Genomic DNA, 21,113 nt, shown 5'->3' on the forward strand with positions numbered 1-21,113 from the left:
CGAAGCTGAACAAACAGCTTAAGACTAATTTTAACAAATTCGGTCACATTAATGCAAGCTTTTGCGAAGTAAAAGCTTGCATTAATGTGAGCCTTGGTTTTAGGACATTTTAACTTTCGCTTGACAGCAGTTTTCAACCTGCAAGAAGGTAGTAAACTGATTCCTAGAGACCTGTTAGTTTGATTTAAAATGCCCTATAAGCATAGCAGCCAAATCCGCTATCGAAGCTCATAGGGCGTCATTTCTAACCTTTAACGGTATCAAATGATTGGTTCATCTCATTAAGAGAAAATGCATCTTCTGTTTCAGCAGTTGCAGGAATCACTTCAACAAGGGTCTCTAAAATCCGTCTAAACCTCACTTTAGTAACGGTTATTTTAAGATTGTGGTAGATGAAAGCTTCTCCCTCATCCGGCAATTTACCCAATTGTTCTATAATAAAACCGCTCACTGTATTGGAGACGAACTCTTCTTCAATACCAAACGAAGTCAACATTTTATCTAAATTGGCAGAAGCCGCAATGCGATAAGTAGTATCGTCTATCTTCACCACTTCTTCTGTCACTTCATCATGCTCATCCCAGATTTCTCCAACGAGTTCCTCTAGAATATCTTCTAATGTCACTATACCAATCGTTCCACCATACTCATCACTGACAATCGCCAAATGAGCTTTTTCCAATTGCAATTGTTTCAACAACTTAGAAATTTTCATATTCCCTGGCGTCCAAATGACATCTTTTATAATGGATTGAATATTTTTATTTGCTTGAGGATTGTCCAAGTTCTTGCTGAAAGCATAAAAATCTTTTTGGTGCAAAACACCTACGACTTTATCAATTGAGTCATCATAAAGTACTATTCTTGAATAACCTTCTGTAAGAAACAATTCTTCCATTTCTTCCAAGCTGCTATTAACATCTGTTCCCACAACATCTACACGAGGCGTTAGAATATCTTGCACTTCCAACTCATTAAACGTAATCGCTGATCGGATCAATTGATGTTCGTGATTTTCAATCCCACCGCTATTTTGAGCTTCATCCACCAAAAATAACAATTCTTTTTCGCTGATGCTGTCATCAGCTTCAAAAGTAAACATCTTGTTCAGTAATTTTTTCCATGATTTAAAGAAAAAATTAACTGGTGTCAGCAATACCATAAGAATTCTTAAAAATGGTGCAACGTTTACTGCAAAAACTTCAGGTCTTTCTTTGGCAATACTTTTTGGAGAAATCTCCCCAAAAATCAATACCAATACCGTCATAACAATTGTTGAAATGGTTACGCCGGCTACCGGAAAATACTTTACAAATAAAATGGTGGCTAAAGATGAAGCTAAAATATTTACGATATTGTTTCCTACTAAAATAGTAGACAGAAGCATATCGTAGTTGTCTGCTAGAGACAACGCTAAAGAAGCTTTCTTGTTTCCCTCATCTGCCATATTTTTCAAACGGATACGATTTAACGATGTGTAAGCTGTCTCAGAAGCAGAAAAGAATCCAGATGCTGCTATGAGCAGTCCTAAAAAGATAATGTACCTTATACTATCACTGTCCATGTAACAGTTATTCCCCCTAAAAATTCATTTTATTTCCTATGATAGCATGTCTTTTTATCCCCTACAAGTTTTAGTTTATTTTTTGAGCTGCCTCGTGAACACTCTATGGCTATACAGGGTTTAATTTGCTGGAACTGGATGTCTAAACTTCTTCTAGAAAAAAATTTCCAACGCATATGTTTTGCTGTTTATTTCAAATCTCTTTACACTAAAGGTACAGTAAATATCACTAAGGAGGAACGAAATATGGGAAAATTTGTTAAAGGAAGTTATGCAACAACTGAAGAAGCGAATCAAGCTATTGAGGAATTAATTCATCAAGGCTACGATAGAACATTGCTTACCTTAATATCGAATAAAGAGGCTTACGACCGATTCTCAGGAGCTGCAGATGCACAAATCAACACTGAACATGCAGACACGGATGAATCTATGTGGGAGAAAATCAAAGATGTCTTCTCAAGTGATGACTCTGGTTATGAAGCAGACGAAGACATATTAGAACCTTATCAAGATGACATTGATAATGGAAAACTTGTCTTATTGGTAGATGATTTTTCAAGTGAGGCAGGTGCAACTGATTTCAGCAACAGCACGCCTCCTGTCACTAGTGAAGAACATGTAGTAGCTGATTCTACTGACGAAGAACCGTCCAGTATCCCTCCTGTTTTAGATAACGAAGACGATATGGATGAAAAACGCCGCAATAGTCATTATGTACCAAATTCTAATCCCGGAAATGCCCGGACTCCTTCTATTTCAGAGGATGCTGTACTGGGAGGCGAATCTGATTACTCTTATGAAGATGAAGTAGATACTTCTATAGACACGAACCTTCTTGCCGATACAGATGAAAATATGCTGCCGGATGAGACTGTAGATACTTCTATGCCTGAAGGTTCCTTAGGCTCTCCTGCATCAGATGAACGCACTGGACTTGTAGATTCAGATGATTTGATTAGAGGAAACAGACCGGGAACACATGATACTGTTGTACCACCCTATTCCGATGACCCTTCACGTTCAGACAACTAAAACTACGGCACCGAAGCCATTGGAGCACTGGCAATCAATTTGCGTTCCCTTTATTCCTCTAATTGATCTAATAGGGAACGTAAAAAATACTCCTCCAGAAAACTCATTTTAGAAATTAAAAACAGGGATGGAGAAACAAATTCTCCGTCCCTGTTTAAGTTTGTGTTGCTTGTTTTTATTCATTTGCACTAACAGCGTTCTTCTCTGCTGCAGGTTCGATTTGCTCATCTGGCATATATTCTGTTTCTTGAGGCAGAATCAAGTTTAAAAGAATTCCTGCAATCGCACTTAAGGCTGTTCCTGAGAAAGTAATGATAGAGCCAATCTCCAAGACCGCTCCTCCAAGACCTAATACCAACATACTGCTGGCAATGATCAAATTACGGATTTTCCCAAAGTCCACTTGTTCTTCAATTAAGACTTTCAATCCATTGCTTGCGATGACTCCGTAAAGCAAGATAGACATTCCTCCAAGAACTGCATTTGGAATAGTAGAAATCAAAGCTGTAAATTTCCCAAAGAAACTCAATCCGATCGCGATAAAAGCAGCATTACGAATAACGGACACTGAGGCGATTCTGGTCATTCCAATAACCCCGGTGTTCTCACCATAAGTCGTATTCGCAGGGCCTCCGATCAAAGCTGACACAGCTGTTGCTACTCCATCACCGATCAATGTACGAGATAAACCAGGATTCTTTAAATATTGACGATTGGTGATTTTCCCTAAAACAGTATGATCTCCAATGTGTTCAGAAACGGTTACTAATGCGACTGGCAAGATCGCTAGTGTTTCCGGACCAAAGTAAAATTCGTAATGCTCGAACCAAGGCGTTGCAAATGGCAAACGCAAACCCGGCACTTCAAACCAACTGGCTTCAGTGACTGCCGTGAAATCTACTAACCCCAACGCTAGGGCGACTAGATATCCGCCTACGATTCCAATCAAGAAGGGAATGATCTTGAAGAATCCTTTTCCTTTTGTATTGACAAACGCTGTGATCAAGAAGGTACTGATAGCTACAACGATGTGACGCAAGTCGCCTCCTTTTACAAATCCTGCATTCGTGACTGCAGAGCCGGCTAACCCTAAACCAATCACCATGATCATTGGCCCAATTACGATCGGCGGCAACAATTTATCGATCCATTTTGTTCCTAGTAATTTCACAAATCCTGCTATTAAAACATACAATAACCCGACTAAAACAACTCCTGTTTGAGCTGCACTGATATCCCCGCCCATTTGCTGAATAGCCACAGCCATTGCTGTAATATATGCAAATGAAGAACCAAGATATACGGGTACTTTTGATTTTGTAGCGATTTGATAAATCAATGTTCCAACTCCACTTGCTAATAAAGCTACGGAAACTGGCATTCCTAGAATCAATGGTACTAAAATAGTTGCTCCAAACATGGCAAAAACGTGTTGAAAACTCAATAACAAACCTTTAGCTACTGGTGGTTTTTCCTCAATGTCCAACAATAATTTTTTTTGCTCTACAGCCATACCAATACTTCCTCTCCTGGGCATAAAAAAATGCCCCTATGTGAATTTTTTATTCGCAAAAGGACCTCTGGTATCAAATATATTCGATTTGTTACCCTTCTCGATCTCACAGGATCAAATTAAAAGGACTTTGCTGTAAATGATTGTAGCAGTATTGGGTGTGGATTACAACTAGAAACTTTATTCATTTTTAAACATTCTTATCTATTGATTTCTGTCTAAAAACGGTACAATACAATTGAAGAAGACATGCATAAGGGCTACTTTTAATTGCAAGGAGGGTTTAGATGGGGTTTTGGATCATGTTGTTATCCTTTATTTGTGGATTAGGATTATTTATTTTCGGATTTGATTTTAAGGGAAAAGGCACTCATTTCTCAGGAAATTTAAGCAAATTCGGTGCAGTAATCGGCCTTATTTTAATTGGTTTTGCTGTCTATTTAGCTTGGCCCAAATAAAGTCATTAGAGCAGGATAAACACTTATTCTGTTCTACATCGACTTACGTTGTCCTGATTTAAATTATTCTGCAAGCAGCAATAAGCTGATGGCCATGACAGCCATTCCAAGGATCAAGCCCCAAATGGCAATATGATGTTCTGCATATTTCTCAGCAGTCGGCAGCAATTCGTCGAGCGAAATGTAGACCATAACGCCCGCTACACCAGCAAATATCACACCAAAAAGTGTATCACTAAGAAACGGTCTTAGAAGAGTAAACCCAATGACGGCTCCTAACGGTTCAGCCATCCCTGACAAGAAACTATACTTGAATGCTTGACGCCTGTTCCCTGTGGCATAATAAATAGGAACCGAAACAGCTATCCCCTCAGGAATATTGTGAATCGCTATGGCTAAAGCCACACTGATTCCAAAGGTCGGATTTTCTAATGCACTGAGGAAAGTAGCCAGCCCGTCCGGAAAATTATGGAGGGCAAGAGCCGATGCAACAAATACACCCATTCGCATCAATTCTCTATTATCTTTAGTTTCTTTTTGATTTTCTATCCCGTCCATCTTTTGAATTTCAGGAGGGCCCACAGGGTTTGGAATCAGTTTATCAAATAACGCAGTAAGTACGATTCCGCCAAAGAATGACAGTGTGGTGTACCAATAAGCTGCTTCAGCTCCATGAACAGAGGTAAACGCTTCGCGCGCTGTCGGAAAAATCTCGATCATAGATACATAAAGCATCACACCAGCAGAAAAACCCAGCGCTCCAGATAAAAAACGAGTATCTACTTTCTTTGAATAAAAAGCCATTGCACTTCCAATTCCTGTTGAAAGACCTGCAAAAAGTGTCAGACCAAATGCAAATAAAATTGTTTGCCATGGGATAGATTCCATTTTCAACCTCTTTTCTCCTAAATGATACTGGCTCACATTTAGTATACAAAAAATAAGGCCTAGGAACCAAAAAAGCACCTCCTATGTTCCTCGATAATGTGATGTTTATAAAAAAATTGATTTACAACTTTAAACAACTAAAAAATAAGGAGCATGATTATGAAACGCATTTTAATGATTGGAACAGGCGGAACAATTGCTTCTGCGGCAACACCGGATGGTTTAGATCCACAGATATCTTCTGCAGACATTCTGCATTACGTACCTAGTATCTCTAAACTATGCGAGATCGATACATTGGAAGTCTGCAATATCGACAGTACAAATATGTCTCCTGATATTTGGACACTTTTGACGGAGACTATCCAAGAACATTACGATCAATACGATGGTTTTGTCATTACACATGGTACCGATACGATGGCTTATACGGCCGCAGCTTTATCTTATATGATCCAAAATTCTCCCAAGCCTATTGTCATCACCGGCTCTCAAAAACCGATCAATATGGAAATCAGTGATTCTAAAACGAACCTATACGACAGCTTTTTGTATGCTTCATCTGATAAAGCAAGCGGAGTGCAAATCGTGTTTAATGGGAAAGTAATCCTAGGAACACGAGCGCGCAAAACACATTCTAAAAGCTATAACGCTTTTTCCAGTATCAATTATCCTTACATCGCGGTTATACAAGACAGTCATTTGATCCAATTCATTGAACAGCCAAAAGCAGAACAGCCGAATTTCTATCCTGTCATTAACTCGAAAGTCGGCCTGTTCAAATTGACCCCGGGAGCTGAAGCGGAAGTATTAGACTTTATGTTGTCTAAAAAAGATGCCATCATTATTGAAAGCTACGGTGTAGGCGGAATCCCTTCTTTACCAGAATACGGGTTTTATGACGTGATCAAAAAGTGGACCAAATTAGGAAAAGTAATTGTCATGACGACTCAAGTCCCTAATGAAGGCAGTGACATCGAGGTTTATAAAGTTGGCCATCGATTAAAAAATAAAGTCAGTGTGCTGGAAGCTTATGACATGACGACAGAAGCTGTGGTCTGTAAACTAATGTGGACACTAGGCAGAGAATCCAGTCCAGAAAACATCAAGGACTTATTCTATGCGACGATTGCTAATGACATTCTTTATTGATTCAATTAATGTATAACTACATATAAAAAGCATCTTAGATAAAGAATCCATAGTTTGTGTTTATCCTTAAACGTAATTTGGTATTTTTTTAAAAAGTATACACAGTAATAGCCGATCTCTATAAAAGATATCTTTTATAGAGATCGACTATTATGTGCAATATAGAAAATAGGGACTTCTTTATTCTTCCTTCACATTGAGTAAATATCACGATTTGAACAACCTACCCTGCTATTTCCTCCTGTTCCACTATTTTATGGATGGATCGAAACATTTCTTCTAGAGAATGTTTACGGCTGCGTCCGCAATTTTTAGCATCATCATTACAAATAAAACACTTTCTTACTGGCAACCCTAGTTCTCGGCGACTGACAGAATTAAGTCCTCCTGTGCTTTCCTTAAAAAGGACATCCATATCGAATAATCTTCCTAAGGGTGTTTCTTCGATTTGGACACACAATTGTTTTAATTCATCGGGTTTCGCATTAGCAACTAAAAAAAGTTCTGGACCAGTTATATTATCCCATTCTTTTACAGTCAAAATAGCCACTTCTTTTTCTTTTAATTTATCCATCAATATTGACTTACCCGTATCAAAAAGACTTTTGATTGCTGAATTATTCTTTATAGGCCCTGGTATATTGCAATCAAAGGAAACCAGAGATCCTGAATAGTGTTCAAGCAATTCTGTTTGAAAGAAGACTCTTTTTTCTCGGTTATTTAAAACTTCTTCTAAGGAAACTTGTCTTCCTGTATTAAAAAGATCCATTTTACTACTCCTATTTTATACTCACTTTATTAGCTGAAGAATTGCAATAAAACACCTGCTGCTACTGCTGAACCAATTACACCAGCCACATTTGGCCCCATAGCATGCATCAATAAGAAATTTGAAGGATTAGCTTTTGCTCCTTCTTTTTGAACGACTCGTGCTGCCATCGGTACTGCTGACACGCCTGCTGCACCAATCATTGGATTAACTTTACCATTTGTCATCTTACACATCAATTTACCCATCAAAACTCCACTTGCAGTACCAACGGCAAAAGCAAGCAATCCTAAAATGACGATTTTACCTGTCTCGATAGATAAGAAAACATCCGCTTCAGCTTTTGCCCCAACGGTAATCCCTAAAAGAATCGTGATAATATACATCAAAGAATTTTGAAGAACGTCAGTAATTTTTGGTACTTGCCCGCTCTCTTTGATTAAATTCCCCAGCATCAGCATACCAATCAATGGGGCTGCCGATGGCAATAGTAAAATAACAAAAATGGTTACAACGATAGGGAAAAGAATTTTTTCTTTTTGCGATACTGGTCTTAGTTGTTCCATTTTGATTTCACGTTCTTCTTTGGTCGTCAACCATCTTATAATAGGTGGTTGAATGATCGGTACCAACGCCATATAAGAATAAGCTGCCAAAGCAATACTTGAAAGTAAATGAGGAGCTAATTGACTAGTTAAGAAAATAGCTGTTGGTCCATCTGCTCCTCCGATAATTCCCACAGAAGATGCCTCAGCACCTGTCATACCCAAAGCTAATGCTCCAAAGAAAGCTACGAAAATACCAATTTGAGCAGCTCCTCCAAGCAATAAGGTTTTTGGATTCGCAATTAACGGTCCAAAGTCAGTAGTTGCTCCTAAACAAAGAAAAATCAAAGGAGGATAAATACCTAAATTTGTTCCTTGGTACAAGTAGTACAGTAATCCGCCATTGCCTCCGTCTATAGGTGGAGCCATCAAGCCTGTTATCGGTAAATTGACCAACAATATGCCAAAAGCAATCGGAATCAATAAATAAGGTTCATATCCTTTTTTTATAGCTAAATATAAGAACGTGCATGCGATTGCGATCATAATAACATGTTTATAGGATAGATTAGCGAATCCTGAATTTATCAGTGTATCTTTTATTACTTCAATCATTGTTTTAACTCCCCGTATTACATTATAGTCGGACTAAACTGTCCCCGGCTTCAACAGCTGCCCCTTTTGAAACAGAGACTTCACTTACTGTTCCATCTTCAGGAGCCACAATTTCATTTTCCATTTTCATTGCTTCCAATACGCACAACACTTGACCGGCTTTTACCGCTTCGCCTATTTGAACGTTTAGTTTGATAATAGTACCTGGCATAGGGGCTGCGACCGTTATACCGCTTGAAGCTGTCGGAGTAACCGTATGTTGCTGACTAGATTGATTTGTTTGAGCAGACGTATCCAATTTCTGTTGGTTATTTTGAAAGCTCGCTGCGTCTATTTCTTCTACCGATACTTGGTACATTTTGCCATTTACTGTAATTTCATAAGTTTTCATTCTATTGAGCTCCTTTACTTCACGCGTTTTATTGAAGTTACTTGATAATGTTTATCTTGCTGATCTTCATTAGCTAAAACCAAAGCCATTAAAGCGGCTACTGTTTTTGTTTCTTCATCTTCTTCTAATACGTCATTTTTCATCTGAACGGGCTGAACAGGCACGCTCTCTTTTCTCGTTGGGATTTCTTTTTCTTCTTTAAAAATATATTTAAATGAAGTCAAAATCAGTTGTAACCCTAGAAGCACAAGAAAGACAATCACAATAGATGTAATTGAAATGTTTATACCTCTTAATAAACTAATGTCCGTCATCCTGCTCCTCCTTATATGATAGCGTTGATTCGAATTTTTTCTTTCGTTGGTACTGGCTTAGGCTGGTATTTATTTTCTAAAAATTGTTTGCCTAATTGCGGGAACATGGCATAAATCAAGACATCTTCATCGCTCTTAGCTACTTTGCTTACTTCGTTTTTTTGTTTTTCAAATTCTGGATCCAGTAGATCTGCCGGTCTGCCGGTCAGGACACTCTCATCTCCAATGATTTTTTGTTTGATTGCTTCATTGATAGGAGCAGGCGGTGTTCCATATAGGCCTCGAACGTAATCCTTGATCTCATTTGGAATCATTTTGTATCTTTCCCCAGATAACACATTGAACACAGCTTGTGTGCCTACCATTTGACTCATCGGTGTAACAAGAGGAGGGAACCCTAAGTCTTCTCGCACTTTAGGTACTTCTCGCAAGACTTCTTCATACCGGGCTTCAGCTTTAGCTTGCTTCAACTGCGAATACAGATTAGACAACATTCCTCCGGGCACTTGATAAATCAAAGCTTTTGGATCGACCGTCATCATTTTAGGATCTAAAATAGTTTCTTTTAAATAGTGATCTTTGATCGGCTTGAAGTAATTTGCAATTTCTTCTAATGTTTCTTCTTTCAGGTGTGTGTCATAACCAAGCTCAGTCAAAGCAATACTTAAGGACTCTGTAGCTGGCTGACTGGTGCCTCCTGAAAAAGGCGAAATAGCTGTATCAATCACATCCGCTCCTACTTGAATAGCGGTTAAATAAGTCATTTCCGATACGCCACTGGTTGCATGTGTATGCACTTCTATTGGTAAAGAAGTAACCTGTTTAAGTGCAGGAATCAATTCTTTCACCACAGACGGTGTTAAGATACCTGCCATATCCTTGATACAAATCGAGTCTGCTCCTAATTCATCTAGTTTTTTTGTCAACTCTTTATAATATTGAATGGTATGGACCGGACTGATCGTGTAACAAATGGTTAATTGCGCATGCCCACCGTATTTCTTAATAGCTTTTACACAAGCTTCCATATTTCGAATATCATTTAAGGCATCAAAGACGCGAATAATATCGATTCCGTTTGCAATCGCTTTTTCAACAAACTTATCGACGATGTCATCTGCATAATGACGATAGCCCAAAAGATTTTGTCCGCGTAAAAGCATTTGTAATTTAGTATTTTTTACTCTCTTTTTTATTTCTCTCAGCCGCTCCCATGGATCTTCGTTTAAAAAACGGACAGCTGCATCGAACGTGGCGCCCCCCCAGCATTCCAATGCGTGATAACCAGCTGTATCCATTTTTTCTAAAATCGGCAACATTTCTTCTGTCGTTAATCGGGTAGCCATTAAACTTTGATGTGCATCTCTTAATACGGTCTCTGTAAACCCAATTTCTGTTCTTTTATCCAACAGCTTCACATCCAATCTTTGATTTATTTCTTCCAATAAAAGACAAAGAGCTGGGATATGCATCTCAGCGCCATGTCAATGATACAAATAAGTTTTCAGATACGTTCCAAATTTTGCTTTGGTTTACAATACTAACCCTTTTTTAACCCTTTACAGGAGTAATCCAAAAATCAAACTTCCAATAACTAATACTATACCTCCACCAAGTCTTGAAGACAGTTGAGCGTATGAAATCAAACCCATTCTGTCAGAAGCACCAAGAACAGCAATATCACCTGAACCACCTCGGTTTGCCATACACAAACCGGCTGTTACCGCAGAATCGATAGGGTAGAACCCAACTAACCAACCAACAACTGCTGAGCCGAAAATAGCTCCGATAACAACCAGCAGCGCCATTAAAACGTTCCCAAAGGTGATCGCTGCGAATAATTCGCCTAGATCAGTATCTACTCCAACTCCTACCATGATTATGATAACCATCGTTTTAGTAAAGAACGATTGCATACCTTGACTTGCCTGGCGAATGTCATTTGGAATCAATCCAAGTGCATTAGCTAAAGCAACAAACACTATCATATAAGCAAATGAATGAATCGCAATTCCGCCGACCGTTGGCAATAAATATTCCCCGAACAATCTGCCCATTGCATAGAAAGAAAGCCCTAAAGCCATTGCTCCACCATAATCTTTCATTGACAATGAAGCTTTTTCTTCTTTTTCTTCTATTTCAGCTGTATTTCTCATCAAATTAGTTTTGTTACCTGTTAGACCTTTTTTGGACTCTCCTAATTTGTTTAAAATCCCTCCAGCAATAATGGCAAAAATATTGGCGATCGTTAAAATAGCAATAGCAAATGTGTAATATTCTGCTGAAGGATTTCCTGTGACTCTTTCATACATTTGGCTTAGCGGAATAGCTCCCGCTCCATTTCCTCCACCCATGACTGGTAAAACATAACTAATCAAAGCATCTGAAGGAGAAATACCAATAATAAGGCCACCAAGAATACCTAAGATTGCTGCCCCGGCAACTCCTCCCAAGATAGCAGGTAAATAGCGCACAATAGATTTAATCAACAATTGACGGTTCAACCCCAAAATCGACCCAGTAATCAACATCGCAATGAAGAAGGTCAAGAAATCCATGTCTCCTGTAATCAAATCGATTGAATCCACATATTGTTGAGGAATCAGATTATAATATACTAAAGCAGCTGTTCCTAAGTAAGCTAAAACAATACCGCCACCAATATAGGTGTTCCATATCGGAATCCGGTCTCCAATTTCTTTGAAGATGATTCCAATAACAAACATTAAAGCAAATGTTCCAGGCAAATCAGCTGACAACGCTCCAGTATAAGCTGCTGCTAAAACAATCACACACATGCTGACCAGTATCGGCATGGACAAACCAAAGTATCTTTTCTTTGCAGTTGTTGCTCCAACCACCTTTTGTTCTGCTTTTGCTACCATCATTTTTCTCCTTTTTAAAAAGTTGTTTTTTGTATTTTTGTAGTTTGTTTAATGTCTTCAGAAACTCTTAATGTTATTCTTTTACTTTTCTTACAACATCAATGATGCTGCCGTCTCGGTACTCCACAACTGCTACAACTTTTTCTTCATATTCAATCGGATCTGGTGTTCCGACAATAGCATAAGCTTTTTCTTTCAATTCTTCGATTGTAAACTGTGGAACTGGGATGCCGTTAAATGCTTCCATTAAATCTGCCCTTAATGGATTGATACAAATACCAATCTCTGTAACCACTACATCCACGCTCTCTCCAGGGGTTACAATCGTGTTGACATCTTCTACTACAGAAGGTATTCTGCCGCGAATCAGTGGTGTTACGACAATATTCATTTTAGACCCAGCCGATGTATCGCTGTGTCCACCGGATGCACCGCGAATCACTCCATCTGAGCCCGTTAAAACATTAACATTGAACTTTGTATCAATTTCTAACGCAGATAAAATAACGATATCCAATTTATTGACTGCTGGCCCTTTGGTTCCAGCTGAAGCATAGAAATCAGCAGAGATTTCATAGTGATGTTCATTTTCTTTGATAGATTGAGCTGCTCCTTTATCAAATGACTGTACATCAATAATTTTTTCTACTAGTCCTTCATTCAGCATTTCAACCATTTGTTGAGTGATTCCGCCTAAAGCAAAGCTGGCTTTGATGTTTTCTTTTAGCATATCTTGGCGTAAATAGCGTGCAACAGCCAGTGCAGCTCCGCCCGTTCCCGTTTGGAAAGAAAAACCGTTTTTAAAGTATGGCGAATGAGTAATGACTTTATTGGCATTTTGAGCGATCAATAAATCTTTCGGATTTTTTGTTACGCGAGTAGCGCCTTTGGCAATCCCATCTGGATCCCCAATGGAGTCGATCTCAACCACATAATCGACTTGTGTTTGCGGGATACTGATCGGTGTATTTGGATAAGGCACTAAATTATCGGTGATCACAACGACTTTGTCTGCATACTTCGCATCGACTTGAGCATAGCCCAGTGAACCGCATGTCGCTTTCCCGTGAGAACCATTTACATTTCCATAATCGTCTGAACTTGGTGCGCCTAGGAAAGCTACATCAATATGGATATCTCCTGCTTCAATAGCTCTTGCACGTCCTCCATGCGAGCGAATCACTACAGGCTCATCCATCAAGCCGCGTGAAATAGCAGCGCCTAAATTATCACGTAAACCACTAGACGTAATATGTGTGACTACACCATTTTTAATATGATCAATCAAAGGTGCATGTACATTTGCAATGGAACTTGGTGCTATAGACAAATCTTTAATGCCCATTTTCGCGATTTCACCCATGACTAAGTTGATCACAGCGTCTCCTTCACGGAAATGATGATGAAATGATATTGTCATGCCATCTTTTAATCCTGTTTTCTTAATGGCTTCTTGAATAGATCCGACTAATTTGTGATCTCCAGGATGAACAGGTGTCACTTCAGCTGATGCTCGGTGATAAATATCTTTTCTATTTAATGCTCCTGTAAAAGTGCCATATTGATCATTGATAACCTCTTCAGGAATATTTCTTTCATTGAAATTATTTGCCATTATTCCTTAGCTCCTTTCTTGATTAAGCCAGCAGCTTCCGCTAAATTCAACACCCGTTCTGCGCGTTCAACGATCGGCTTATCAATCATTTTCCCGTTCAATGCGATGACGCCTGAACCTCTTTCTTCCGCTTCTTCGATAGCATGAATAACGTTCAGAGCATTTTCAATTTCTTTTTCAGAGGGGGCAAAAACACTATTAACGATTGGGATCTGACGAGGATTGATCACTGATTTTCCATCAAATCCTAATTGTTTAATAGTTTCAACTTCATAGCGCAATCCCTCTTCATTGTTTACATCTGAGTAAACTGTATCCAACGCCGCGATACCTGCATTACGGGCAGCATGTAAAATCATACTTCTGGCAAAAAATAATTCTTGTCCTTCAGGCGAACGTTTTGTGTGCATATTCGTCACGTAATCTTCAGCACCTAGTGCGATTCCAATCAAACGATCGCTTGCTTTAGCAATGTCTACCGCGTTTAAAACACCCTCTGCACTTTCAATTGCGGCCATCATTTTCGTCGTCCCTATTTCTCTGCCTGCTTGTTTTTCGACCTCTTCAATAACAGCCTCTACATCGAGAATATCTTGAGCTGTTTCTGTCTTAGGTAAACGAATCACATCAATACCGGCACGTACTAAAGCTTGGATATCATCTCGTCCTCCTGCATCTAAACCATTGATTCGAACGACCGTTTCTGTCTCTCCATAGTCAATCGTTTTTACAGCTTGGTAAACCAAAAAACGAGAAGTATCTTTTTCTTTCAAAGAAATCGAGTCTTCCAAGTCAAACATGATCGAATCTGCCCCATAAATATCAGCATCTCTCAGCATTCCAGCATTACTTGCCGGTACAAACATCATCGTTCTTCTTAAACGTTCCATTCTTCAATCGCCTCCCAGTCAATCGTTTGTGTCATTTCAGCTGCACGGTGAACAACTGCAATGGTTCTGGCTTTAATCGTGCAGTCAAGCGCACCTTTGTCTTCAACAACCAACTTAGCGTTTTGTACTCCTAGGTTACTTAATGTTTCTTCAATCACTTCACGTATTCTTCTACCATATTGTTTGGCTACTGAACTGCTCAACTCAATCTCGATGCCATTGTTTGCGTTTTGATCAACAATGATTTGAATATCAGAAGATTCTACAGTACCTGCAATGGCTTGTTTTTTTATCGTAAACTTATCCAAATTTTGTCACTCCTTATGCTGTAATTTAAGTTGTATGTCTTTTCCTTTTTGAGAATTTAAATACTCAAACGTGGTTTGCGGCACGAACATTTTCAATTGTTCGAGCTTGTCAGCTGCTAATAATTCTCGGACTTTTGAAGCACTGATCGCTTCTCCAGTAACTTCTTTCCGAGGTAGAACGATCAACTGGATGGTGTCATCAAACACTTCAGCCATCGCTTCATTATAGATATGTGTAGCTTGAGAATAAGGTTCCTCTCCTACATAACGACATTGAATATTCAATGTCGGTGCAATGGCATCTCTAAAAATAGTTGCATCTAGTTCTGCTTGAATACGGGTGACCTCACTTTTTTCTTTTAAAAAATAGGATGGAAAAGTCGCAGACGATACCAAATAACTTTTCGTATCGTGGATAGAGACATTCTCTAAGTGTCGTACGCCTTCTTGAACAAGTCTTTTTCGGTCTGCAGCCGGAAAAACTGACGCATCCTCAGAAAGCACAAACAAATGGACCCAATCATTTTCTTTAGCGGCAGTTTCAACTAAATATTGATGCCCTTTAGTAAAAGGATTTGCATTCATGACAATACTAGCTACGCGATTTCCTTCTCTGATTTCTTGTGACAACTGTTGCAGATAGGATTTGAAACCAAATGCTGCTTTTTCCATAAAAACTAATTCACCTGTTACTCGAGCAATTTCTCTAAATCCCAAGTGTTGAAAAGATGCCATTGAGGCAGGTTTTGTATAGACATAACAAGCAGTGGCCCCATTTTCAAACACTACATTCATCAAATGAGAGACTAACTGGTTGATCGCTCCTCCTCCGGTATAGTCTTTACAAACAGCTATACATTTTAAAACATTATCAGCAATCGAACCTGTTCCAATCAGTTTTTCCTCATCAAAAAGGCCAATTGTATACTGCACATTTTCTTCTGTCCGTATCTCTGCTTGTTGGAGCAACTGTTCCCACTTTTGTTTGTCTTTTTTGCTTTTCTTTACCCATAAACGTTTTAATTGAAAGTCCATTTTTCCCCTTCTTTTTCTTTTTACATAATTTGACTAAGGTCTTCTACGCTTCAAATTATACGCTTACATTTTTTAGGAACAGAAAAAAGACAGCAAAAAAACACAAAGAACAGTTAAAATACAAAAACAGACCAGCAACTAAATGCTGATCTATTTTTGTTTTCTTAAAAAAGAGCTTCTAATTTTCCTAAAAAAATGACAATAATCAATAAATCAGCACTTCCACCTGGACTTAAATTTTTTTCCATAAACAATTGGTTTAGGCGCTCAATTTTAGGGATTGTAGTAGGTTTAAATTTCTTTTCTTCTTTTAACAGTTTCTTTGCTTCCTCTTGGACAAACAGTAAAGCCTCCATTCCGCCTCGATGAACAAGGTTTGAATCCTCCACAGAAGCCATCAAATAAAACAAAATCTCTAATAATTGTAAACTAAAGGTTCGATCTTTATCGTTTATTTTCATCATAGGCAGGATTTCCTGTTGAAGTATAGGATAACCTGCTTCAGCTTCTCCTCTAATGCCCGTAAATCCATATTTCAAATACAGCTTTTCACCATGCGTTAAATGCTCTTTTAAGTGGAGATACTTAAAGTCATTAGAAACTAAACCAGCAGTCATTTCTTTGATATATATAAAAATAGCTTCTCTTTCATTTGGTTCAATTACCGGGAAATTCTTTTCTTTCATTATCTTAGCCTGAAGTACTTTGCCGGCTGCAGCTAAAAAAATTCCTAACGAAAAGATGATCCCTTTATGGGTATTGATTCCTTTTGTCTCTTTGAACATTTCTTTTTCTGCCGTTATCCCTATCGGTCGAATAGCTTGAAAAAGCTTTTTTGCTTCTCCTTGCCAATTTAACCCCATTAAAGCAAACTCATAGAATCCCTCTACTAGACCGGTCGCACTATTTAAAAAAGTGTAGATGTCCATATCACTATGAGATCCGCTGTTTTGAGCATCTACCAGTCCAGGCTTGGGAAATAGGACAGCTTCATATAGAACTGCTTGTTCGGCATAGATCGCTAACTGCCTTGCCCATTTCTGTTGTTGTTCATTTCTATTTTCCATGTTGTTGTTTTTCCATTTCTGCTAGAATAAATCTTTCTGAGTAACTTAAATGTTCTTTGATGATCATCCTTAACTGCTCTTCGTCTTTATTGTACATGCCGCGATAAATCATCCAGTGTTCTTTCAATGCTTTTTTTCTTCTCTCTTCTCCTGTCAGTGAAATATCTCTAAATCTCATCAAGTACTCTCGTAATTTAGTAACGATCGATGTCAAACGCGGCATGTCGCTAAACTGGTATATTTTTTCATTAAAGACAGAAAAGAGCTTGATGACTTCCTCAACATTTTGATTATCTTTATTTGCTTCTTCTGTCTGCAGCAATAATTGCTTTAACTCATCAAATTGCTCTGCCGTCATTCTATTCATAGCATTGATCGTAGCTACTACGTCCAAAGCTTGTCGAAGTTGATAAATTTCTATGGCATCTTTTGTCGTTACTTTTTTGACTACTGTCCCAAACTTAGGGATGTATTCAACTAATCCTTCTTTTTCTAGTCGGTTTAAAGCTTCACGAATCGGTGTACGACTAATGTTTATGCGTTCGGCACATTCTTTTTCATTTATTCTTTGACCTACAGGAATACGCCCTGTAATAATTGCCTTCCTAATACCTTCAAACACAATTTCGTTTAACGGTTTATATTGCGATGTATCTGTAAAATTAATAATTTCACGTATGTAATCCTCCACTTTTACCCCTCCTGTAGTTTTGTACAATTAAATTCACCATTTTCATCTGTCAGAAACGTTCAATTAACCTCTCTTTATGTAAAAAAAGCGATTACATTATTTTCCCTTCTTAGACATCTTAACATAAGAAATAACACCATCGTTACCTCTTTTTCCATTATATCATCCGTTTGAATAAATACTCTGAATATTCTCGCATACAAATGAATATAAATAGGCACGAAAAAATGAGGCGCGATGGGCATAGATTAAATTTAAATGATGTTATGATAGAAGTAGTTACATCTCTAATTGTAAACAGATCAGCACCCTATGCTGTCTATGAGATCGAGGCTTTCTGCAAAGCCCTGAGACAACATGATTTTGAACCATCGACTAGTTGTTTTTACTTGGAAAGTTCTTAATAAAGGTTTTACAAGCATTAGCCATCAACCGAATAGTTAGAGATGCAAAATAAGCTAAGGAGTTGAATCCCTTGAAAATTTTATCAGCAATCGATTCGTTTAAAGGATCCTTTACGAGTAAAGAAGCCAACAAGGTTGTCCAACAGGCCTTGCCCCAACATAGGGTAGAAACTTTTTCCATTGCAGACGGTGGAGAAGGGACAGTTGAAGCCTTTTTAGAAGTTTTAGGCGGCACTCTGATTACTGAAACTATTACCGGACCTACTGGATCACCCATAAAAGCTTCCTACGGCTGGATAGCAGAAGATAAAACAGCGATTATTGAAGTTGCTGAAGGTGCTGGTCTTACAAAAGTGGATATTGATCGCAATCCTAGAAACTATACATCCTATGGTGTAGGTGAACAAATGCTGTCTGCACTCAATTTGGGAGCAAAAGAATTGATCATTGGTCTTGGCGGAAGTGCTACAGTTGATGGCGGAGTTGGTCTACTTCAATCATTAGGAGTAAAATTTTTTGATGCTGAAAACAACCTGCTGCCGATGTTGCCTGTAGACCTGGAGAAGATTCAAAAAATTTCTACTGATAAATTTGATAATCGTTTAAGTAAGATAAAAATCACTGTCGCTTGTGATGTGGAAAATCCTTTGTTGGGTCCAAATGGTGCAGTTTACATATTTGGACCTCAAAAAGGGCTGCGTAAACAAGAGCTTCAGCAACAGGATCAAAACATGGCTCATTACCAACAATTGGTCAACGAGACAACACAAACAACTTGTGAAAACTTTCCGGGTGCAGGCGCAGCAGGAGGAATCGGTTTTGCTCTGTATGCCTTTTTAATGACTTCATTTAGCAGTGGATTTCAACTGTTAGCTGATAGAGGAAATTTACGCGAAAAAATGAAACAGGCAGATCTCGTCATCACAGGCGAAGGAAAATTTGATAGTCAATCTTTGCAGGGAAAAGTTCCCATTGGTATCAGTCGCTTAGCGAAAGAATACCAAGTTCCTACTATTGTATTTGCCGGAACTGTCGCTGACAAGCTGGTTGATTTGCCAGAAGAAAATATTCTGGCAGTCATTCCCATTACTGAATCTCCTATTTCGCTGGAAGAATCTATCCAAAAAGGACCAGAATTATTATCCCGGTCTGTCAAACGTGCGTTTAAATTGATTGAGCTGAATAGTCTGCAGCACATTGATCTTCCGTGACACCTTACAAGCGGCCTCGTTTGATGATTCATTTGTCAAACGAAGTCGCTTGTAAGGTGTTTTATTGCTGTTTTAATTCAATCGCTTCAAAGTTAAACTTTGTTCTAAGGTCATCTCCATTAAAATACATTCGCTCGGTAAATCTACTTGCATATTTTCAGTTTCAGTTGCAACCACTTTAATTTTTAAGAATCAAAAAAATACATTCGCTTGTAGTCACGAATCATTTGTTCAAGATCTTTGCCCTCTAAGTTAATACCATCCATAGAAATAGAATAAGTTCTTTCTTCATTAGTTTGCAAGACAATAAAATGTTTTTCATAGCTTGAAATCCTGAATCTAAACTTGATACCTCCGCCATTATTATTGTCTGAGCGACGACTTTCTTCTTTTTCTATGTATTCAATTGTACGGATTTCATTCCATTTCAGCTTTTCTCGAAACATATAAACAGTATTGAACTCTAAGCCTTCGGAAGTAAGTTGGACTGCAGGTAATGGCCAAAGAGACCGGATCAGATAAATCAATCCTTTAATTAAAAATTGGAATGGAAGAATAGAGATAATGAGTCCAATCAAGCCTTCATGAAAAATTAAGTAAAACGGCTGGAACAGCAAGCTCACAATAGTTAGTATAAGACCATCAATAAAGCTTTTCCGGCGGTTATAGTAAAAAACATTTTCTGACATGATGAATAACGGCTCCTTTCAAAATAATATTGTGTTAGAGAAAACTTAATCTACTTTTTACATAGAGGAATTCTTAGTTTATCATTATCTTTATTCTTACTTTGATTAATTTATATCTTGCACTCATTTGTAAAAAAAATTCGAAAAAATAAATGACTAGAAAAATCTTAGCTTAATTGTGATGAATTGTGGCAATAAACAGGATAGCCCAATATCGGAAAAAGATAAAGCACCTAGTTTAATACAAGTATATCAATTTAAAAGGAGCAAAATAAGTGGTAAAGAAAATTAGTCTTCCTGTCTCATTGTTTATTGGTTTCATTTTGTTAAGTGCCTGTACAAATGATGCACAACCAGAAGAGACCCCATCTTCTTCCGCAAAACCCTCTACTGTCAAAATAAAACCCGCCTACGAACCTAATTATGGTGACACAGAAACAATCGGAGATCTGCAATACACTTTAATCAGTTTATCAGTAGAAGGTGAAGTAGGTTCCGGAGATCATGTTACAACCGGAGAGAAGCAGTTTTATAGTATATTGATGACTGTCAAAAATAGCGGGACGCAATCCGTTACTCTAGAGCCTTCTTTTTTCACATTGATCAGTCGGCCGAAAACATACGCTGTGGCCGAAACAGCTACTCTATATAAAAATGAATATGAACCGCAAGGAGAATCCATTTACCGTGATAAAATAAGAGAACACTTTGCTAGCGGCATATCTCGTGGAACAATATTGACTACACTAGAACCTGATGAAGAAATGAATGGTTATATCATCTTTGACGTAGATCCTGCAGAGACCTTTATTGTGGAAGAAGATGGAGCACCTATAATAGAAAAACTAGAAATTAAGAGTAACCGTTCAGATGCTGACACAATCATCTTTTACCTCGATTAAAAAGACTATTTAATTTCCGGCTCTCTTTCCGTAATAATTATCCTATGTCAAGCGAAAGTTAAAATGTCCTAAAACCAAGGCTCACATTAATGCAAGCTTTTACTTCGCAAAAGCTTGCATTAATGTGACCGAATTTGTTAAAATTAGTCTTAAGCTGTTTGTTCAGCTTCGT

21 protein-coding genes are annotated in these 21,113 nt (G+C 38.2%); 5 read left to right on the plus strand and 16 right to left on the minus strand.

Annotation, left to right across the window (positions count from 1 at the left end):
* Positions 1 to 244: 244 nt before the first annotated feature.
* Positions 245 to 1,564, minus strand: coding sequence for an HlyC/CorC family transporter (locus ACEN36_RS11905; protein WP_407096017.1), 1,320 nt, complete (start codon positions 1,562 to 1,564; stop codon positions 245 to 247).
* Positions 1,565 to 1,810: 246 nt separating this feature from the next.
* Here ACEN36_RS11905 and ACEN36_RS11910 point away from each other — a divergent pair, with 246 nt between their 5' ends.
* Positions 1,811 to 2,599, plus strand: coding sequence for a general stress protein (locus tag ACEN36_RS11910; protein WP_407096018.1), 789 nt, complete (start codon positions 1,811 to 1,813; stop codon positions 2,597 to 2,599).
* Positions 2,600 to 2,774: 175 nt separating this feature from the next.
* On the opposite strand, the gene ACEN36_RS11915 is transcribed toward ACEN36_RS11910, so the two are convergent.
* A complete protein-coding gene (locus ACEN36_RS11915) occupies positions 2,775 to 4,112 on the minus strand; it encodes a uracil-xanthine permease family protein (protein ID WP_407102478.1) in 1,338 nt (445 codons plus the stop codon).
* 287 nt (positions 4,113 to 4,399) lie between these two features.
* Here ACEN36_RS11915 and ACEN36_RS11920 point away from each other — a divergent pair, with 287 nt between their 5' ends.
* A complete protein-coding gene (locus ACEN36_RS11920; RefSeq protein WP_407096020.1) occupies positions 4,400 to 4,570 on the plus strand; it encodes a hypothetical protein in 171 nt (56 codons plus the stop codon).
* A gap of 63 nt (positions 4,571 to 4,633) precedes the next feature.
* On the opposite strand, the gene zupT is transcribed toward ACEN36_RS11920, so the two are convergent.
* The gene (gene zupT / locus ACEN36_RS11925) at positions 4,634 to 5,458 is read right to left on the minus strand and encodes a zinc transporter ZupT (protein ID WP_407126736.1); all 825 of its coding nucleotides are present in this window, start codon (positions 5,456 to 5,458) and stop codon (positions 4,634 to 4,636) included.
* A 159-nt stretch (positions 5,459 to 5,617) separates the two neighbouring features.
* Here zupT and ACEN36_RS11930 point away from each other — a divergent pair, with 159 nt between their 5' ends.
* Positions 5,618 to 6,610 carry an asparaginase gene (locus ACEN36_RS11930; protein ID WP_407126694.1) on the plus strand — a complete coding sequence of 331 codons (993 nt, stop codon included), beginning with the start codon at positions 5,618 to 5,620 and terminating at the stop codon, positions 6,608 to 6,610.
* A gap of 223 nt (positions 6,611 to 6,833) precedes the next feature.
* Here the strand turns inward: ACEN36_RS11930 and citX are convergent, their stop codons facing one another.
* From citX to ACEN36_RS11990, 12 genes are all read right to left on the minus strand, one after another.
* Complete coding sequence (gene citX, locus ACEN36_RS11935; RefSeq protein ID WP_407126697.1) at positions 6,834 to 7,379, minus strand: citrate lyase holo-[acyl-carrier protein] synthase; 546 nt, start codon at positions 7,377 to 7,379, stop codon at positions 6,834 to 6,836.
* Between the two features lie 29 nt (positions 7,380 to 7,408).
* Positions 7,409 to 8,539 (minus strand): sodium ion-translocating decarboxylase subunit beta, encoded by a 1,131-nt coding sequence (locus ACEN36_RS11940; protein ID WP_407126700.1) that lies wholly within the window; start codon positions 8,537 to 8,539, stop codon positions 7,409 to 7,411.
* Positions 8,540 to 8,561: 22 nt separating this feature from the next.
* Positions 8,562 to 8,930, minus strand: a complete 369-nt coding sequence (locus ACEN36_RS11945; protein ID WP_407126703.1) for a biotin/lipoyl-containing protein — start codon at positions 8,928 to 8,930, stop codon at positions 8,562 to 8,564.
* Between the two features lie 14 nt (positions 8,931 to 8,944).
* Positions 8,945 to 9,244 (minus strand): OadG family transporter subunit, encoded by a 300-nt coding sequence (locus ACEN36_RS11950; RefSeq protein WP_407126705.1) that lies wholly within the window; start codon positions 9,242 to 9,244, stop codon positions 8,945 to 8,947.
* Positions 9,245 to 9,255: 11 nt separating this feature from the next.
* Complete coding sequence (locus ACEN36_RS11955) at positions 9,256 to 10,653, minus strand: oxaloacetate decarboxylase subunit alpha (RefSeq protein ID WP_407126708.1); 1,398 nt, start codon at positions 10,651 to 10,653, stop codon at positions 9,256 to 9,258.
* A 150-nt stretch (positions 10,654 to 10,803) separates the two neighbouring features.
* Complete coding sequence (locus ACEN36_RS11960) at positions 10,804 to 12,129, minus strand: 2-hydroxycarboxylate transporter family protein (RefSeq protein WP_407126711.1); 1,326 nt, start codon at positions 12,127 to 12,129, stop codon at positions 10,804 to 10,806.
* Positions 12,130 to 12,202: 73 nt separating this feature from the next.
* Positions 12,203 to 13,744 carry a citrate lyase subunit alpha gene (gene citF / locus ACEN36_RS11965; RefSeq protein WP_407126714.1) on the minus strand — a complete coding sequence of 514 codons (1,542 nt, stop codon included), beginning with the start codon at positions 13,742 to 13,744 and terminating at the stop codon, positions 12,203 to 12,205.
* Positions 13,744 to 14,634 carry a citrate (pro-3S)-lyase subunit beta gene (citE, locus tag ACEN36_RS11970; RefSeq protein ID WP_407126717.1) on the minus strand — a complete coding sequence of 297 codons (891 nt, stop codon included), beginning with the start codon at positions 14,632 to 14,634 and terminating at the stop codon, positions 13,744 to 13,746. Before citE ends, citF begins: the two co-directional genes overlap by 1 nt.
* Complete coding sequence (gene citD, locus ACEN36_RS11975; RefSeq protein ID WP_407126719.1) at positions 14,622 to 14,942, minus strand: citrate lyase acyl carrier protein; 321 nt, start codon at positions 14,940 to 14,942, stop codon at positions 14,622 to 14,624. The genes citE and citD overlap by 13 nt, the downstream gene beginning before the upstream one ends.
* 6 nt (positions 14,943 to 14,948) lie before the next feature.
* The gene (gene citC / locus ACEN36_RS11980; RefSeq protein WP_407126721.1) at positions 14,949 to 15,977 is read right to left on the minus strand and encodes a [citrate (pro-3S)-lyase] ligase; all 1,029 of its coding nucleotides are present in this window, start codon (positions 15,975 to 15,977) and stop codon (positions 14,949 to 14,951) included.
* A gap of 164 nt (positions 15,978 to 16,141) precedes the next feature.
* Complete coding sequence (gene citG / locus ACEN36_RS11985; protein WP_407126724.1) at positions 16,142 to 17,044, minus strand: triphosphoribosyl-dephospho-CoA synthase CitG; 903 nt, start codon at positions 17,042 to 17,044, stop codon at positions 16,142 to 16,144.
* Entirely contained in the window at positions 17,034 to 17,735 is a 702-nt protein-coding gene (locus ACEN36_RS11990; protein ID WP_407126727.1) for a GntR family transcriptional regulator, read from the minus strand. Before ACEN36_RS11990 ends, citG begins: the two co-directional genes overlap by 11 nt.
* A 475-nt stretch (positions 17,736 to 18,210) precedes the next feature.
* On the opposite strand from ACEN36_RS11990, the gene ACEN36_RS11995 reads away from it, so the two are divergent.
* Positions 18,211 to 19,350: a glycerate kinase gene (locus ACEN36_RS11995; protein ID WP_407126730.1), complete on the plus strand. Its 1,140-nt coding sequence runs from the start codon at positions 18,211 to 18,213 to the stop codon at positions 19,348 to 19,350.
* Positions 19,351 to 19,535: 185 nt separating this feature from the next.
* Here ACEN36_RS11995 and ACEN36_RS12000 read toward each other — a convergent pair whose 3' ends face one another.
* Positions 19,536 to 20,039, minus strand: a complete 504-nt coding sequence (locus tag ACEN36_RS12000) for a hypothetical protein (protein WP_407126732.1) — start codon at positions 20,037 to 20,039, stop codon at positions 19,536 to 19,538.
* A gap of 275 nt (positions 20,040 to 20,314) precedes the next feature.
* Here ACEN36_RS12000 and ACEN36_RS12005 point away from each other — a divergent pair, with 275 nt between their 5' ends.
* The gene (locus tag ACEN36_RS12005; RefSeq protein WP_407126734.1) at positions 20,315 to 20,941 is read left to right on the plus strand and encodes a DUF4352 domain-containing protein; all 627 of its coding nucleotides are present in this window, start codon (positions 20,315 to 20,317) and stop codon (positions 20,939 to 20,941) included.
* Positions 20,942 to 21,113 lie beyond the last annotated feature (172 nt).

The organism is Desemzia sp. FAM 23989 (assembly GCF_045528345.1).
Lineage (GTDB): Bacteria > Bacillota > Bacilli > Lactobacillales > Carnobacteriaceae > Desemzia.